A 16689-nucleotide genomic window follows, 5' to 3' on the forward strand; every position below is an offset into this window, starting at 1 on the left:
GGTCAGTTCAGGGTGAACCAGGTGCTGCGGGACTTCTTCCACTCGGGGTGGGTGAGGTCCTTGGCGGCGGTGGCGTCGTTGTAGAGGTCGGCGGAGCCGTCGTCGGTGATCAGCTGGGCGCGGGCGCCGGGGGCGTCCAGGTCCGGGACGTCCGGGAGGGCCTCCCAGGCGCCGTAGTCGCTGGTCGGCAGGTCGATCAGCTTGGTCGGGGCGGAGCCGGGCTGACCGTTCCAGCGGTAGAGCGCGTACGGGGCGGAGTTGTCCTCGGCGGCCCAGGAACCGGCCACGATCAGGTACTGGCCGAGGTCGTTGCGCCGGATGTCGCGGACGGACAGCCCGCCGAGGTCCAGCTCGATCGGGTCGCCGAAGGTCGCGTGGGCGGCCGAACCGTTCAGCAGGGACGGGAGGTTGGTGACCGGGACGAGCAGCGCCCGGCCGCCGGTGACGGCCGGGGTGAGCGGCGCGCGGAAGCCGATGTAGGCGGTGCTGGTGCTGCCGGGGGCGAACTCCAGGCCCTCGACGTTGAACCCGTCGATCTGCTTGGGCGCCTGGCCGTCGGCGGCGCCGGCCGCGAAGCCGTAGCGCTTGCCGTGGGCGTTGTCCCAGCCGATCAGGTCGTCGCGCAGGCCGTGGTAGGAGCCGGCCAGGGACAGCTGGGTGTCGGCGCCGGAGCCGGTGACGGTGGTGGTGAAGACGGTGTGCCGGTCGGGCTTGACCACGCCGTCCTTGTTGTTGCCCAGCGAGCCGGTCCAGTAGACGGTGTTCCCGACCCGGGTGGCGGCCTCGATGTCGATCTCCTTGGAGACGCCGAGGGCCGAGCTGAAGTCCCAGGTGCGGATCGGCGCACCGGAGTTGTCGCGGTCGTACAGGCGCAGGGTGTTGGACTCGTCGTCGCCGACCAGGATGTAGCCGCCGCCCGCGTCCACGGCGGCCGAGGCGTCGCTGGAGCCGGTCAGGTAGCGGCTGGTGGCGGAGGACTGCACGGCGGGGGAGGCCGCGTAGTGCAGGGTGCGGGTGGCGCTCTTGCCGCCGAGGCCGGTGACCTTGACGGTGAGGTCGGCGTAGCCCACGCCCTGGGCGGCGACCGCCAGGGTGCGGGTGCCGCCGGTGCCGGTCACCGTGACGTCGCCGGTGCGGGCTACGGAGCTGCGGGTGGTGGCCGAGGCGGCGACGGTCAGCGCCGAGGCCGCGGCGCCGGACTGGGCGACCGTCACGGTCACGGTCGGGTCGCCGGTGGCGCCGACCGCGCCGGACAGGTATCCGGCCGAGAAGGTGATCGTCGGGGTGCCGTACGAGACCGCGCCGGCCGGGAGGGCGGGCAGGGCGAGCACGGGCACCGCCGCGACGGCGACGGCGAGCGGCAGCAGGCGGCGGAGGGAACGCGACACGGTGGCTACCCTTCGGCAGGTGACGGGAGTTGACGGAGAGTGCAAGCCTGCTGGCGCTCGGCGAACACCGACCCTACGGAGACCCTACGAGCGTGGGCGGGCGGGCGAACAGCGGGCCTCGCGGCGGTGGAGGACCGGGCTCAGCCGGTGATGCCGGCCGCACGCAGGCGGCGGGCGACCGCCTCCCAGTCGGGGGCGACCGGCTCGGTCCGACCGGTGCCGACGCCCTTGTCCTTGAACCCGCTGGAGGTCGAGACACAGACCACCGGGCCCTCGGCGAGGTCCGGCTCGCCGAGGCTGCGCAGCCCCGCCAGGCCGGCCGCCGAGGACAGCTCCGTCCAGAGCCCGGCCCGGGCCAGCTCCCGCTGGGCGTCGGCGAGTTGAGCGTCGTCCAGGGTCAGCGCCCGGCCGCCGCTCTCCCGGACGGCGAGCACGCCCCGGTAGCCGCTGACCGGGGAGGCGATCGCGTACGCGTCGCTCGGACCGACCGTCACCCGGGCGGCCGGCAGGCCCTCGGCGATCGCCAGGGCGAGCGGCCCGGAGGCGGCCGTCTCGCAGGAGTGGATGCGCGGAACGCGGTCGGTCAGGCCCGGCCGTCGCAGCTCGGTGAAGCCCTTCCATACGCCGAACAGCAGCTCGCCGTAGCCGGTCGGGACGAACACCGCGCTCGGCAGGCCGACGTCCTGGAAGATCTCGTACGCGACGGTCTTGTAGCCCTCGGGGCCGTACGCGTGCCCGGTGTGGGTGGTGGTCAGGTTGCTGACCGGGTGCAGGCCCAGCCGGTCGACCGCCTGGCGCAGCAGTGGCCAGCGGGCCTCCCACGGCACCGGGAGCACCACCGCGCCGTAGGCGTTGAGGAAGGCGTCGACGTTCGGCGGCAGGTCCGGGCCGGTGAACACCACGCAGCGCAGTCCGGCGCGGGCGGCGTAGGCGGCGGCCGAGGCGCCGTGGTTGCCGGAGGAGGCGACCGCGAGGCCCGGCGCGCCGACGCCCACGGCCGCGCTGGTGGTGCAGCGGTTCAGTCGGTCCTTGTGGCTCCACGTGGGGTTGCGGGACTCGTCCTTGACGTACACCCCGGGCTCGATCTCCACCGTCGGGGTGGCGCCCTCGCCCAGACCCGGTGCGAGCAGCGGGGGCAGCAGCGGAGCCCAGCGCTCCAGGCCGCCGCGCACCGGGGCGGGGGCGAACAGGCCCGCCGGGTCGGCCTTGTCGTAGGCGTAGTCGACCTCGACGGGGTAGGAGACGTCCTCGGTGCCGGTGCGCGGGCAGCCGGCGGTGAGCGGGGGCCAGAGCGGGTAGTCGAGGGCGGGGTCGCCGAGGGAGCGCTGGCCGGTCGCGAGGGAGTCTTCTGTTGGCATGCCAGGAGACTAACCGGGCGGCCGCCGTGCGGTCCGGCGGTTGGCGGGCCGCGGCGGAAACCCGTTCGTGGCGGTACCGGTTCCGGCCGTTCGGGGGAGGAGTCAGCCCTGGCGGATCGCCGAGATGTCGAACTCCAGGACGACCTTGTCACCGACCAGGACGCCGCCGCCCTCCAGTGCCGCGTTCCAGGTGACGCCGTACTCCTTGCGGCTGATGGTGACCGAGCCCTCCAGGCCCACCCGCAGGTTGCCGTACGGGTCGACGACGTTGCCGGTGTACTCGAAGTCGATGGTGACCGGGCGGGTGGTGTCCTTGATGGTCAGGTCCCCGGTGACCCGGTAGTCGGTGCCGGAGCGCACCTCGACCGCGGTGGAGCGGAAGGTGATGTCGGGGAAGTTCGGCGCGTCCAGGAAGTCGTTGGTGCGCAGGTGCTGGTCGCGCTGCTCCACGCCGGTGTCGATGCTCTCGGCCTTGATCACCACCTGGCCGGAGGAACTGGACGGGTCGCCGCCGTCGAGGTGGGCGGTGCCCTCGAACCGGTGGAACGCGCCGCGGACCTTGGTCACCATGGCGTGGCGGGCGACGAAGCCGATCCGGGTGTGGGTGGGATCGAGGACGTAGTCGCCGGTGAGCTCGGAGAGGTTGGCGGTCATGGTCGGCATGCCTCCTGGTGCGGGGCCCGGGTCTCGGCCCGGGGGGTGGTCGGGCGGTCCCCGGACCACGCTAGGGGCAGTTCCCGCGGGCCGCGCGTCGGGTCGGGTCTGAGCGGGGGGCGGGGTGGGAAGGCTCGCGGAGTACACCGGAGGAGCGAAGGGACGAGGGGGTCGCGATGGACAGTGGCGTACGGGCGATGGTCGACGCGGTGGACGAGGCGCGGCGGCAGCTGCGGGAGAACGCGCTGCCGAAGGCGCGGGACAGCAGCCGGGAGAGGGTTCCGGAGAAGGAGGAGGCGGCTCTGCTGGGGGCGCTCGCCGGGCTGATGGAGGCCATCGTCGAGCTGGCCGAAGCCGCCTCGGACCGGATGACCACGGGCGACAGCCGGGAGACGTACATCAAGGCGGTCCGGCGGCTGCGGGTCCAGCCCCGGTACCTGCGCGAGGACACGGCGGCGGTCGCGAAGCGGGTGGGCGCGGCGGAGTGACCGGCGGCCGGTGCCCCTCGCCGGGGGCACCGGCCGCGTCGGTCAGCGGTGGCTCGGGAACTGGACCACCTGCTGGTAGGTCGGGCGGTTCTGCCAGGTGGTCCTGTCGTCCGTCACGCCGCCCAGCGGGCGCTGGATGATCGTGTCGGCGCACCACTGGTCGCCGGCCGAGCAGTCCGCGTCGCCCGGGTAGACCTGGACGGAGGTCTGGGCGGCGGCCTGCTTCAGGGTGTTCAGCAGGACGGTCCGGCAGGCCGCGAGGTCGCCCCCGCCGCAGAACGGCCGGGCCAGCGGGCCGGCCACCTGGTCGCCGAGGACGGCGCGCAGGTCCTTGTCCAGATAGCTCCACCAGCCGTACTGGAAGGCCGAACCCTTGTGCGGGATGGCCTCGTTGGCGCTCACCGGGCCGGTGGCCGAGCCGGCCTGCCCGCCCGAGGGGGACTCGTTGATCTGGAGGGCGCCGGTCAGCGCGCCGAACAGCGGGTCACCGAGGCCAGGCCGCATGACACCCTCGGCGACCAGCGGCCACCAGGCGTCCATCACCCGGATCGCGGTGGCGTCCGCGTAGCCGTGGCTGCCCGCCGAAGTCTCCCTCCGCAGGGCGCCGTTGGCGAGCCAGGCCTCCAGCTGCTGCAGGGCGGTGAGGGCGGCCTGGTCGGTGACGGGCGCGCTGCGCAGCACGCGGATCAGGTCGGGCAGCACGTCCTCGGCCCGCAGGTCGGCCAGTGCGGCGCTCTCCATGGCCTGGGTGAGCGAGACCCGGCTCGCCCTGCCGCCGTTCCTGAGCAGGGACTTGACCCGGTCGTCCAGCAGGTTGCCGCGGTGCACCGAGCCGTTGCCGAAACCGGCCGAGGTGAAGCCGTTCGCCTGCTTGTTGTTCCAGGAGATGTAGTAGTCCTGGTTGACGGACTGCGGGTGCTCGGCCGCCGGGGTGTACCGGGCGGTGTTGGCGACCGGGTCGAAGTCGGCCCACTCGTAGGTGGGTTGGGCCTGGACGGGCAGCCCCGGGTCCACCCCGGGGGCGCGGACCGGGTTGCTGCCGGAGTTGTAGTACGCGATGTCGCGCGAGTCGGCGTAGAACCAGTTGAAGGTGTAGTTGATGTCCTGCGCGGCCCGCTGGAAGCCCGCCGCGCCCTGCACCGCGCCCGGGTCGTTCAGCTCCTGGAAGCCGATGATGGAGTCGGCCTCGTGCCGGTAGGTGGAGCGCAGCGAGGTGAAGGCGACGGGCGCGCCGTCGACGGTGCCGCGGGCGCTGACCAGGCCGTACCTGGAGCGGTACATCACCAGGGTGTAGGAGCCGGCCGGGGTGGAGTCGGCGGTGGTGGGTTTCCACGCGTTCTTGCGTTCCAGCCGGTCGAAGGGCAGGCACTGGCCGTGCCACAGGTAGGAGTTGGCGGCGGTGGTGACCGGGGAGCCGTCGGTGGTGCAGAGCGGGACGGCGTAGGTGTCGGTGATGTCCTGGCCGGCGGAGGTCGCGCTCCAGGCGTAGTCCTGGCCGCGGCCGAGCTGCACGTAGAAGCTCAGGCCGGCGAAGGCGGCGCCGCGCGCGCTGATCCCGGGGCCCTGGATCTCCTCCAGCATCAGCAGCTGCGGGGCGAAGTAGCCGGTCTGAGGGCCGAACACGGCCACCGGGTGGCCGTCGTCGGTGCGCGCGCCGGAGACCAGCAGGGCGTTGGACATGCCGTGCTTGGCGGTCAGCAGGTTTCCGGGCAGGACGCCGTTCGCCTGGGTGGTGGCGGAGTTGCCCGAGCCGGTGGCGTCGTAGACGACCCGCTCGGGCACCACCGAGCCGGGGTCCGGCAGCGCCGCGCCCTGCGGCTGGTCCGGGACGGTCGCGTACGGGAAGCTCTGCCCGTCGTGCAGGGTCTGGACGGCCTCCGGGTCGTCCGCCTCGCGCAGCGACTTCCAGACCGCGTCCCCGGCGTCCTTGCCGTACCGGGCCTCGGCGGCCGACTTGACCTGGGCGGAGGCCAGTTCGCCTCCGCCGCCGGAGCCGAACAGCGCGCCGACCACGGAGGCGAGGGCCACCAGGTCGGTCAGCTTGAACGGCTCGATCGAGCCGGCGTTGGTGATCGGGTCGATGTGCCCGGTGAGGTCGTACTCGCCGGGGAAGGTGCGGGCGTTGTAGGACTCCTTGGCGTACTGGTTGATGCCGTCGAGGTAGGCGTTGGCGTCGGCGAGTGCCTGGGTGGCCCGGCCGCCGCGGGCGGCGATGGCGTCGATCTGCTGCTGCAGCTCCGCCTCGGTGTACGGCGCGGCCTGCCAGAAGGTCTGCTCCAGCTGGCGGTTGGCGGCGGCGCCGCCCGCGAAGCCGGACAGCTGGCCGCGGCCGACGTGCCGGAAGAGGTCCATCACCCAGAGGCGGTCCTGGGCGGCGGCGTAGCCCGCGCCGAACTCGGTGCCGTAGCGGGTGGTTCCGGAGATGTGCGGGACGCCGGTGGCCTTGTCGCGCACGATGGTGACGTCCGGACGCGGGCTGGTGGTGCTCGCCACCTGGTCGGCGGGGACGCCGAAGGAGGCGTCGTTGAAGAAGTCGCGCAGCTTGGCCTCGGTCAGGCCGGGGTAGCCGGAGGCGAGGGCGGCGTAGGGGCCGAGCTGGTCGTCGGTGTGCGCGGGGCGGGTGCCGAAGGCCCGGTTGAGCAGGATGTCGGCGAGGGTGGCGTTGCCGTTCTCGCCGGGCGGCAGGATGTCGGCGCAGTGGCCGCCGCAGTAGTCGTTGGCGGCGGCGGTCGTCGCCGGGGTGGGGGCGGCGGTGGCGGTGGGGCTGGTGGTCAGGGCGGCGGTGACGAGCAGGGCCGAGGCGAGGGCGGCGGCCGGGAGTCGGAGGGAGCGGGGGCGGGGGCGCTGGCGTGAACGCAAGGCGGACTCCTCCGTCGAAGTCTCACGGAAGAGTCGACGGTAGGGGTGCTACTGGCCGGTTGGCTAGTGGCGTGCATGCCATTTTCCGTGCGGGGGCGTGGAGTTGGGGCGTTTGGGCTGCGTGCTGCGTGCTGCGTGCTCCGGGGTCGGGGCGCGTGGGGTCGAGGTGCGGGGGCGTGCTGTCCCGGGAGTCGGCCGAGGTGGCGGCGACGGGGCCGGGCCCGGTGCCGCGGGTCCCGGTGGTGGAGCGGCCGGGGAAAAGGCGGCGCCGCACCCACCGGGCTCAGTCCGGAGGTGCGGCGCCGGGTCGGCGGGGCCGGGTCAGGGCTTGAGCACCAGGCGGATCGGGTTGCCCTCCTTGCGCTCCAGCGCCTCGACCGCGCGGGCCGCCTCGGCCAGCGGGAAGGTGCCGCTCACCGAGCGGGAGAAGTCGAGCCGGCCGCCGCGGACCAGGTTGACCAGGTCGACGACGTCCTGGCCCTCGGAGCCGTAGTGGCCGCGGATCTGCTGGCGCAGGTAGCTGACCAGGGTGCCGTTGGTGACGGTCAGCGGCTTGTCGGTGAGGCCGACCAGCACCAGGCGGCCGTGTTCGCCCAGGGTGGCCATGGCCTGCTCGCGCACCGGGGCGACCCCGGCGAAGTCGAAGGCGGCGGACAGCGGGCGACCGCCGGTGGCCTCGCGCAGCAGCTGGGCGAACGCGGGGTCGGTCGGGTCGAGGGCCGCGTCGGCGCCGAAGGCCAGGGCGCGCTCACGGGCGGCCGGCAGCGGGTCGACGGCGACGATCGGGAAGGCGCCGATGGCCCGCAGCAGCTGCACGCCGTGGGCGCCGAGGCCGCCGACGCCCCAGACGCCGACCGCCTCGGCGGGCCGCACGGCGCCGGTGGCGGTGATGGCGGCCCAGGGGGTGGAGACCGCGTCGGGGATGAAACAGGCCTGCTCGAAGGGGAGCTCGTCCGGTATGGGCACCAGGGTGGTGGCGGTGGCGAGCGCGTACTCGGCCCAGCCGCCGTCGTAGTCCACGCCGCGGGTGTGCACGACGCCGTCGCGGTTCTCGCCGGCCTGCAGCAGCACCCGGTCGCCGACGGCCGCGGTGGTCACGCCCTCGCCGAGGGTGTGCACGGTGCCCGCGACCTCGTGGCCGAGGGTGACCTTGTCGCCCTTGAGGAAGAGCGGCTTGAGCATGCCCTCGATCAGGTGGACGTCGGAGAGGCAGACGCCGGCGGCCTCCACCTTGATCAGCACCTCGCCCGGACCGGGCACCGGGACGGGGACCTCCTCCACGGCGAAGGCGCCCTTGGCGACGTCGAGCCGGCCGGCGAGCATCGTGGCGGTCATCAGGACTTCCCTTCTCGCGGGGGCGGCGGGCCGGGGGAGTGTCCGCCGCTCCGGAAGTTACTTGTTATCCAACAAGCAAGTTCACCGTAGCATGGTGGCATGTCTACGCACGATGAGGGCCGAACCGGAGGACCCGGGACGCTCCGGGAGGCGCCCGCGCGCCGCACCCAGGCCGAACGGCGGGCCCGGGCCGAGTCCGCGCTGATCGCCGCCGCCGCCCGGCTGATCGCCGAGCACGGCAGCACCGGGGTCACGCTGGCCGGGGTGGGGGAGGAGGCGGGCTTCAGCCGGGGCCTGGCCACCCACTACTTCGGGTCGAAGGCCGCACTGCTCGCCCGGCTCCAGGGCGCGGCGCTGGCCGAGGCGATGGCGGCGGCCGCGCCGGAGCGCAGCGGGGCGGGCGCGGTGGACGAGCTGTGCGGGTTCGCGCGCGGCTGCCTGGAGGGCGTGCGCAACCCGACCGACCTGGGCCGGGCCTTCGTGGTGCTGGGCGCGGAGGCGCTCGCGGGGGCCTCGGAGCTGACCGCCGCGGTGGCGGAACTGGACGCCCGGACCCGGGCGTGGGCGGCCGAGGTGGTCGGGCAGGGGCAGCGGGAGGGCGAGCTGCGCCCCGGCGTGGACCCGGGCGCCTTCGCGCTGGCCTTCGTGGGGCTGCTCAAGGGGCTGGTGGTGCAGGCCGCGGCCGCTCCGAAGGCCTTTGACGTGGGGCTGGCGGTCGCCGAGTCCGAGCGCTGGATCCGGCTGGCGCTCACGGCGGGCTGAGGGCTCGCGGGCGGGGCGGGGCGGGGCGGGCGTCCGGCCGGGGCCGGGCGGAGGGCGGCCGGGGCGAGCGGGGCGGAGTCGGCACCGCCGCACGGCGGCCGTGCGGCGGTGGGCGGCGGTGCGGGTGGCCGCTCCGGGGCGGGGTCAGGCCCGGCGGGCGGGCGAACCGCGGCGTGCGGGCGGCACGATGCGCACCCGCTCGGTGGCGGGCGCCTTTTCGAGGTCGTCCAACTGGGCCAGGACGGTGGCGCGCAGGTCGTCGTCGTCCTCGAAGTGGTGGTCGTTGAACAGGGTGTAGCCGGACCACATCAGGTTGGCGCAGACCCGGGGCGGGACCTTGCCCGTCGCGGCGCCCATGCCGACCAGGGCGACGGACCGGATCGAGCCCGGCCGCAGCCGGTTCTGCCGGTGGACGGCCTGGAACGCGGCGGCGCAGGCCAGGGCCACGTTCAAGGTCTCGCTGACGTTCTGCGAGGAGGTCCGCATGGTCGGGGCCGATATCAGGAACGCCGGGTTGACGGCGCCGGACGGGACGCAGACCGCGCTGCCGACCGGGATGCTGCCGGCGTGCTGCTCGCGGATCGCCTTCTGGACCCGCAGCTGGATGCCCGCGCCCAGGTGGCGCTTGATCGCGGCGTCCGTTCCGCCGTCCATCCGGCCGCGGGAGTTGGTGGGGCTGACCCAGGCGTCCGCCTTCGCGGTGAGCAGCGAGGCGTGCCGGATGTTGATCCCGGGGACGTCGGCGAAGGCCGCCCGCCAGGACTCCACGACCGTCGCGTTGAGGTCGGTCAGCACCACCTTGAGCGGCGGCTCGGTGCGGTCCGTGGTCATGCTGGGCTCCTGTCGGTCGGGGGTGCCCGGTGGGCCGGTTTCTTGGTGACACCGACGAAGCTAGCGCCCGGCACTGACAATCCGTCCGGGCTCCGTCCGGGCTCCGTCCGGGCTCCGTCGGCGTCCCGTCGGCACCTCGCCCGCGCCGGTCGGCGGCCGGTCGGCGCGGGCCGGACTGTCGGACCCTGCTGGTAGGACTGTGGTGTCCGCCAGGGAAGCTGACGGTCCATCACCTGCCGTTCGTCTGACATTCGTACGGTCCCGATCAGCCGGAGTCGCACCACCATGAGCGCTGTCGACACCCCCGCCACCCAGCCCGACCCGAGCGACCCGCTCGCCCTCGCCGACCTCTTCACGGGCGGCGGCGAGCCGTGGCTGCCGCTGCTGAAGCCGGTGATCGAGGCGCAGCCCGGTGCGGCCTCGTTCATCGGCCCGGGTCGCGGCCCGGAGGTCGTCCCGGTCCGCGAGCTGACCTTCCAGGCGCTCAAGCCGCACGCGCCGCACCGGTGGAAGGTCGTCGTCTTCGGCCAGAACCCGTACCCGAGGCCGGAGAGCGCCACCGGCATCGCGATGTTCGACAGCACCTTCCACGACTGGAAGGACAGCCAGTTCGGCCGGGTGATCAGCATCCGCTGCCTGATCAAGGCCGCGGCGATGTGGAAGTACGGCATCCCCAAGAAGACGCCGATCGCCGACATACGGGCGCTGCTGAAGAAGCAGGAGACGGTCCAGCCGCCGGAGTGGTTCCAGGCGATGCTGACCCAGGGCGTGCTGCTGCTGAACGCGGCGCTCACCGCGAGCAGCGACGGCGCGATGGGGCCGGACGAGCACACCGGGTTCTGGCGGCCGGTCGCCGAGCGGATCGTCGAGGAGATCCTCCGCGCCAAGCAGCGGGCCGCCGAGGAGGACCGCTACGTGGTCTTCGCCTGGTGGGGCGCGCACGCCCGCAGCCTGAAGAATGTCGTGCTGCGGCTGCAGGAGAAGTACCCCGAGGTCGAGGTCCGCCACATCGACCACGCCAACCCGGCGGCCCAGGGCGACATCTTCTGCGACGGCGAGCACTTCGCCACGGTGAACGCCGCCCTGGCCTCGCTCGGTGCCGACGAGGTCGACTGGCTGCCCAGCACGGGGTGGAACGCGCCGTCGGCGCAGGGCGGCGGGGCGGAGGCCGGGGTCGCCGAGCGGATGGGTGCCTTCATCGCCTCCACCATGGAGCTGCACCAGCTCTACCTGGACCGACTCGCCGGGGTGAAGGACGAGGGCCTCGTCCTGCCGGCGATCACCGGTGTGTTCGACACCCCGCCGACGGGCTTCCGGGAGGCGGTGTCGCCGGTCGCCGAGCTGCTGCGCGGCCTGGACCGGCACGTGTCGCTGTCGCACGACTTCGGCAAGCGGCGGGCGGACGAGGCGGCCACCGGCCTGTCCGCCGACGAGATCGCCGCGCTGTACCTGTACACCTGCGAGTCCGCGTTCTACCGGGAGATCAACGCGGTGCTGCGCTCGCCGGACCGCAGCCGGCTGGTGCCCTACCTGCCGTACCTGCGGCTGCTGTTCGCGGCGGTGTCGCGGCTGCCCGTCCGCACCGCGCCGCTGTGGCGCGGGGTCTCGCTGGACCTGCGGCGGCAGTACCCGCTCGGGAGGACGGTGACGTGGTGGGGCGTCTCCTCCTGCACCTCCGAGCTCGGGGTCGCGCGGTCCTTCCTGGGCAGCCGGGGCAAGCGGACGCTGTTCGAGGTACGTCCGGTGCGGGCCGCCGGCATCAGGAACTTCTCGGCGTTCACCGGCGAGGAGGAGTTCATCCTGCTGCCCGGCACGCAGTTGGAGGTCACCGACGTCCGGGCGGAGCGCGGCGGCCTGTGCACCGTGACGCTGACCGAGTTGGAGGGGGCGCCCCTGGTGTCCTGAGGCGCCCGGGCCGAACCCGTCCTCCGGAGAAGCAACCAAGTCAGTATTTTTACTGAGTTAAGTTATGCTGGACTCCGAGCGGCAGATGAGCCCGTTGTGCGGGAAGGGGCGCGAACGATGACCTCGGAAATCCGGAACCTGGACGGCGAACTGGAACGGGAGCGGGCCTACGTCGAGGTCTGCCGGGTCGCGACGGCCCGGCAGGTCGAGGACGCGGGCCACCAGGTCGTCGCCGCGGAGGACGTCTCCGGCGACGGTGCCAGCGCGGAGGCGCTCGGCCGGTACCTGCGCACCCGCGCCAAGCGGATGACGGAGCTGCCGGAGAGCCCGTCCTTCTTCGGCCGCCTCGACTTCGCCGACACCGCGGAGGCCGGGGACCACCGGCGACAGCGCTACTACGTGGGCCGCCGGCGGATCTCCGAGGATCCGACGGTGCCGCCGCTGGTGGTCGACTGGCGGGCCCCGGTCTCCCGGGCGTTCTACCAGGCGAGCGCCCACGCTCCGCTCGGGCTCGCGCGGCGCCGCCGGTTCGGCTGGGCGCCGTGGAGCCTGGGCGCACCGGAGGAGCTGACCGGGCTGGAGGACGAACCCCTCGGCGCGGACGGCGGGCACGGCCCGGCGGACGGCGACGCGGCGGCGGGCGACGCGGCGGGCGACGGTGCGGCGGACGGTGGCGAGGGCGGCGAGGGCGGTGCCGGCGGCATTTTGGCCGCCGAGATCGAGCGGCCCCGCACCGGCCCGATGCGGGACATCGTCGCCACCATCCAGCCCGAACAGGACGTGCTGGTGCGGGGCGAGCTGAGCGAGTCGGTCTGCGTGCAGGGCGCGCCCGGCAGCGGCAAGACCGCGGTCGGGCTGCACCGCGCCGCGTACCTGCTGTACAGCTTCCCGCAGCGGATCCAGCGCGGCGGCCTGCTGGTCATCGGCCCCAACCGGACCTTCCTGCGCTACATCGCCGAGGTGCTCCCCGCGCTCGGCGAGATCGACGTCACCCAGCGCACCGTCGAGGACCTGGTCGCCTCCGGCCGGTCGCCGCCGTGGACGACGAGCGGGCCGCCGCGGTCAAGCAGGACGCGCGGATGGCGACGGTGCTGCGCCGGGCGCTGTACGGCCGCATCCGGGCGACGGGCCCGGAGCCGCTGGTCGTACCGGACGGCTCCTACCGGTGGCGGGTGCCCCCGGAGCGGCTGGAGCGGACGGTCGCCGAACTGCGCGAGCAGGCGCCGCCGTACGCGATCGGCCGGGAGAGCCTGCGCACCCGGGTGGTGGCGATGCTCCAGGACCAGGCCGAGCGGCGGACCGGCGTCCGGTCCGGCGCCTGGTCGCGGAAGATCGGCCGCTGCGGGCCGGTGGCCGCCTTCCTGGAGGCCGCCTGGCCGAATCTGCGCCCGGAGGCCGTGGTCGCCGCGCTGCTGAGCGACCCCGCCCTGCTGGCCGAGGCCGCCGAGGGGGTGCTCGGCCCCGAGGAGCAGGCGGCGATCCTGTGGCGCCGGCCGCCGCGCTCGGAGAAGAGCGCCACGTGGTCCGAGCACGACCTGATGCTGCTGGACGAGGTGGCCGGCCTGATCGAGCGCCCGGCCGGCTTCGGCCACGTCGTGGTGGACGAGGCCCAGGACCTCTCCCCGATGCAGTGCCGGGCGATCGCCCGCCGCAGCGCCTTCGGCTCCCTGACCGTTCTCGGCGACCTCGCCCAGGCCACCGCCCCGTGGGCCGCCCGCAGCTGGCCCGAGCAGCTCGCCCACCTGGGCAAGCCGCAGGCCGCGGTGGTGCCGCTGACCACCGGCTTCCGGGTCCCGGCCGCCGTGACGGCCCTCGCCAACACCCTGCTGGGCGCGCTGGACGTGGACGTGCCGCCGGCCGTGTCGCTGCGGCAGGACGGGGAGCTGACGGTGCGGCGGGTGGCCGGGGGCGGCCTGGGCGGAGCGGTGGTCGCGGCGGTGCGGGCCGCGCTGGAGCGCGAGGGCTCGATCGCGGTGATCGCGGCGGACGGCGCGGTGGCGGAGGCCGCCGAGGCGCTGCTCGCGGCGGGGATCCCGACCGGGGCGGCCGAACAGGTCGGCACCACGGCGCGGGTGACGGTGCTGCCGGCCTCGCTGGTGAAGGGGCTGGAGTACGACCACGTGGTGGTGCTGGAGCCGGCCGCCATCGTGGAGGCCGAGGCGCGCGGCCTGCACCGGCTGTACGTGGTGGTGACGCGGGCGGTCTCCCGGCTGGACGTCCTGCACTCCCGTCCGCTGCCCGCGCCGCTGGGCGGGTGACGGCCCGGCGGCGGAGGCGGGTGGGGAAGGCCGGGCGGGTGCGGCCGCCGGGCATGACCCCGTGCCCACCGGAAGCGGCGGCCGACCGGTGCCGGCACCCCCGCTGACCTCCTCACTCGTGCCCGGATCAGCTCCGAACAGCTGGATATCCTGAACACATGAGCGACAACCTTCCCCCGTGTCCGCAGTGCTCCAGTGAGTACACCTATGAGATGAACGCCCTCATGGTCTGCCCCGAGTGCGCCCACGAGTGGGTGCCCGGCGGCGGCGACCAGGCCGGCGCGCCGGCCGGTGAGCGCGTGATCAAGGACGCCGTCGGCAACGTGCTGAGCGACGGCGACACCGTGACGGTGGTCAAGGCGCTGAAGGTCAAGGGCAGCGTCTCCGGCATCAAGGCCGGCACCAAGGTCCGCAACATCCGCCTGGTGGACGGCGTCGACGGGCACGACATCGACTGCCGCATCGAGGGCTTCGGTGCCATGCAGCTCAAATCCGGCGTGGTCAAGAAGGCCTGATCCGCGGGCCCCCAGCGGCCGCGCCCCGTCGAGGAGATCGGCGGGGCGCGGCCGTTGCGCTGTCCGGGGCCGGTCGGGGGTGGAGCCGCCGCCCGGATTAGTTGTAGCATCACAATGATTACAACAACACAAATAATTCTGGAGCGTTCGCCATGCCCGATGCCGCTCGACCGCGGCCCTGGCTCGTGCTCGCCATCTGCTGCATGAGCCTGCTGATCGTCAGCCTCGACAACACCATCCTGAACGTGGCCCTGCCCGCCGTCCGGCGTGACCTGGACACCACGGTGTCCGGCCTGCAGTGGACGGTCGACGCCTACACCCTGGTGCTGGCGAGCCTGCTGATGCTCTCCGGCTCGACCGCCGACCGGATCGGCCGCCGCCGGGTGTTCCGGATCGGACTGGTGGTGTTCACCGCGGCCTCCCTGCTGTGCAGCCTGGCCCCCGGGCTCGGCTGGCTGATCGCCGCGCGGATGCTCCAGGCGGTCGGCGGATCGATGCTCAACCCCGTCGCCATGTCGATCATCAGCAACACCTTCACCGACTCCCGGCAGCGCGCCCGGGCGATCGGCGTCTGGAGCGGCGTGGTGGGCATCAGCATGGCCGCCGGGCCGATCATCGGCGGGGCGCTGGTGGAGTCGGCCGGCTGGCGGGCGATCTTCTGGATCAACGTCCCGATCGGCCTGGCCGCCCTCTTCCTCACCACCCGCTACGTGCCGGAGTCGCGGGCGGCCCGCACCCGCCGGGTCGACCCGGTCGGCCAGCTGCTGGTCGTCGTCGTGCTCGCCGCCCTCACCTACGCGATCATCGAGTCACCGGAGCGCGGCTGGACCTCGCCCGTGGTGCTCGGCTGCACGGCGGCCTCCCTGGGCGCGCTGCTGGGCCTGCTGCGGTACGAACCCCGGCGCACCGACCCGCTGATCGACCTGCGGTTCTTCCGCTCCGCGCCCTTCTCCGGCGCCACCGTCATCGCGGTCGCCGCCTTCGCCGGCCTCGGCGGCTTCCTCTTCCTCACCTCCCTGTACCTCCAGGACGTCCGCGGGCTCGACCCGCTGCACGCCGGACTGTTCATGCTGCCGATGGCGGTCATGTCGCTGCTCACCGCGCCGCTGTCCGGCCGGATGGTGGCCGCCCGGGGGCCGCGCACGCCGCTGCTGCTGGCCGGGGCGGCGCTGACCGCGAGCGCCGTGCTCCAGGCGGTCGGCTACTCCGAGCACCTGCCGGCCTGGCTGCTGGTCCTCGCCTTCCTGCTCTTCGGCACGGGCTTCGGCCTGGTCAACGCGCCCATCACCAACACCGCCGTCTCCGGGATGCCCCGCTCGCAGGCCGGGGTGGCGGCGGCGGTGGCCTCCACCAGCCGACAGGTCGGCCAGTCCCTGGGCGTCGCGGTCACCGGCGCCCTGATGGCCGGCAGCGCCCCCGCGGACCCGGCGGCCTTCACCGGGGCGGCCCGGACGGCATGGTGGATCATCGCCGGCTGCGGCGCCGCCGTGCTGGTCACCGGTACGCTCACTTCCGGCCGCTGGGCCCGGGCGACGGCCGAGCGCACGGCGCGGCGGCTCGCCGCCGAGGAGGCGGCCGAGGGAAGCACGGAGACGAAGGAGACGGTGGACGCCTGATGGAGCGCCTCGACACCGGTGGGCACCCGGAGGGGGGCGGGACGGACGCCGCGACGGCGGCCCGGGTCTGGCAGGGGATGTACGCGCTCGTGCTGGAGCGCCACGACCGCCGCAGGACCGTCGCCGAAGCCCTCGGCATGAGCTTCAGCCGGGTCAGGGCGCTGCGCCGGCTCGCCGCCGGCCCGATCACCCTGCGGGAGCTGGCCGAGCGGCTGACCGCCGACCCGCCGTACACCAGCGTCATCGTGGACGACCTGGTGCGGCGCGGGCTCGCCGAGCGCATCACCAACCCGGCGGACCGGCGCTCCAAGCTGGTCCACCTCACCGAGGAGGGCGAGGCCAAGGCCGCGCTCGCCACCGGGATCCTCGCCACGCCGCCGGACGCGCTGCTCGCGCTGCCGCCGGAGGACCTCCGCGCGCTCGACCGGGTGATGGCGAAGCTCCTGGACTGAGGGCTGCCGCCCGACGCGGCGGGCGTGGATCCGGGAGTCGGGACACCGGCCGCGGGTGATCCGTGTTTTCCGCGAGGACGGAGACGGCATGCATGAGTCCGGGCCGCTGTTCCCGTTCCGCTGCCGTGCTGCCGACCGCCGGGGCCCACTGCCCTTGATGGTCCGTCAATCACCGTTCTTCGCAGGCCCGCACGCCGATCGTGCGGGCTGTTCGGGAACTGCTCCGCCATCGCCGTCGGCGACGCCCGGATCGCCGGGCGCCGGGCGC

General features: G+C 74.1%; 12 protein-coding genes and 1 pseudogene. 7 read left to right on the forward strand and 6 right to left on the reverse strand.

Annotated elements, in window-relative coordinates; translation table 11 throughout:
* Positions 1–2: 2 nt before the first annotated feature.
* The 3 genes from ACWGKU_RS26835 to ACWGKU_RS26845 form a co-directional block, all read right to left on the reverse strand.
* Positions 3–1388: a hypothetical protein gene (locus ACWGKU_RS26835; protein ID WP_401047138.1), complete on the reverse strand. Its 1386-nt coding sequence runs from the start codon at positions 1386–1388 to the stop codon at positions 3–5.
* A gap of 140 nt (positions 1389–1528) precedes the next feature.
* Positions 1529–2746, reverse strand: coding sequence for a threonine synthase (locus ACWGKU_RS26840; RefSeq protein WP_452180158.1), 1218 nt, complete (start codon positions 2744–2746; stop codon positions 1529–1531).
* Positions 2747–2848: 102 nt separating this feature from the next.
* Positions 2849–3400, reverse strand: coding sequence for a YceI family protein (locus ACWGKU_RS26845; RefSeq protein ID WP_401047150.1), 552 nt, complete (start codon positions 3398–3400; stop codon positions 2849–2851).
* Between the two features lie 176 nt (positions 3401–3576).
* Between ACWGKU_RS26845 and ACWGKU_RS26850 the strand changes: the two genes are divergently transcribed.
* A complete protein-coding gene (locus ACWGKU_RS26850; protein ID WP_380545176.1) occupies positions 3577–3888 on the forward strand; it encodes a hypothetical protein in 312 nt (103 codons plus the stop codon).
* Positions 3889–3930: 42 nt separating this feature from the next.
* On the opposite strand, the gene ACWGKU_RS26855 is transcribed toward ACWGKU_RS26850, so the two are convergent.
* Positions 3931–6747, reverse strand: coding sequence for a penicillin acylase family protein (locus ACWGKU_RS26855; protein WP_452180159.1), 2817 nt, complete (start codon positions 6745–6747; stop codon positions 3931–3933).
* A 321-nt stretch (positions 6748–7068) separates the two neighbouring features.
* Positions 7069–8082 carry a zinc-binding dehydrogenase gene (locus tag ACWGKU_RS26860; RefSeq protein ID WP_401045656.1) on the reverse strand — a complete coding sequence of 338 codons (1014 nt, stop codon included), beginning with the start codon at positions 8080–8082 and terminating at the stop codon, positions 7069–7071.
* A gap of 99 nt (positions 8083–8181) precedes the next feature.
* On the opposite strand from ACWGKU_RS26860, the gene ACWGKU_RS26865 reads away from it, so the two are divergent.
* The gene (locus ACWGKU_RS26865; protein WP_401045658.1) at positions 8182–8844 is read left to right on the forward strand and encodes a TetR/AcrR family transcriptional regulator; all 663 of its coding nucleotides are present in this window, start codon (positions 8182–8184) and stop codon (positions 8842–8844) included.
* 144 nt (positions 8845–8988) lie between these two features.
* Here the strand turns inward: ACWGKU_RS26865 and ACWGKU_RS26870 are convergent, their stop codons facing one another.
* Positions 8989–9675 (reverse strand): macro domain-containing protein, encoded by a 687-nt coding sequence (locus ACWGKU_RS26870; protein WP_452180936.1) that lies wholly within the window; start codon positions 9673–9675, stop codon positions 8989–8991.
* A gap of 285 nt (positions 9676–9960) precedes the next feature.
* Here ACWGKU_RS26870 and ACWGKU_RS26875 point away from each other — a divergent pair, with 285 nt between their 5' ends.
* From ACWGKU_RS26875 to ACWGKU_RS26895, 5 genes and pseudogenes are all read left to right on the forward strand, one after another.
* Positions 9961–11580 carry an ADP-ribosyltransferase domain-containing protein gene (locus ACWGKU_RS26875; protein ID WP_452180935.1) on the forward strand — a complete coding sequence of 540 codons (1620 nt, stop codon included), beginning with the start codon at positions 9961–9963 and terminating at the stop codon, positions 11578–11580.
* 117 nt (positions 11581–11697) lie between these two features.
* Positions 11698–13838, forward strand: a pseudogene (locus ACWGKU_RS26880) (HelD family protein).
* Positions 13839–13996: 158 nt separating this feature from the next.
* Positions 13997–14353 (forward strand): zinc ribbon domain-containing protein YjdM, encoded by a 357-nt coding sequence (locus tag ACWGKU_RS26885; RefSeq protein WP_380545188.1) that lies wholly within the window; start codon positions 13997–13999, stop codon positions 14351–14353.
* A 152-nt stretch (positions 14354–14505) separates the two neighbouring features.
* The gene (locus ACWGKU_RS26890; RefSeq protein WP_452180934.1) at positions 14506–15969 is read left to right on the forward strand and encodes an MFS transporter; all 1464 of its coding nucleotides are present in this window, start codon (positions 14506–14508) and stop codon (positions 15967–15969) included.
* On the forward strand, positions 15969–16421 hold the full coding sequence (locus ACWGKU_RS26895) for a MarR family winged helix-turn-helix transcriptional regulator (RefSeq protein WP_452180933.1): 453 nt from the start codon (positions 15969–15971) through the stop codon (positions 16419–16421). The genes ACWGKU_RS26890 and ACWGKU_RS26895 overlap by 1 nt, the downstream gene beginning before the upstream one ends.
* Positions 16422–16689 lie beyond the last annotated feature (268 nt).

It is taken from the genome of Kitasatospora sp. NPDC054768, assembly GCF_053612025.1.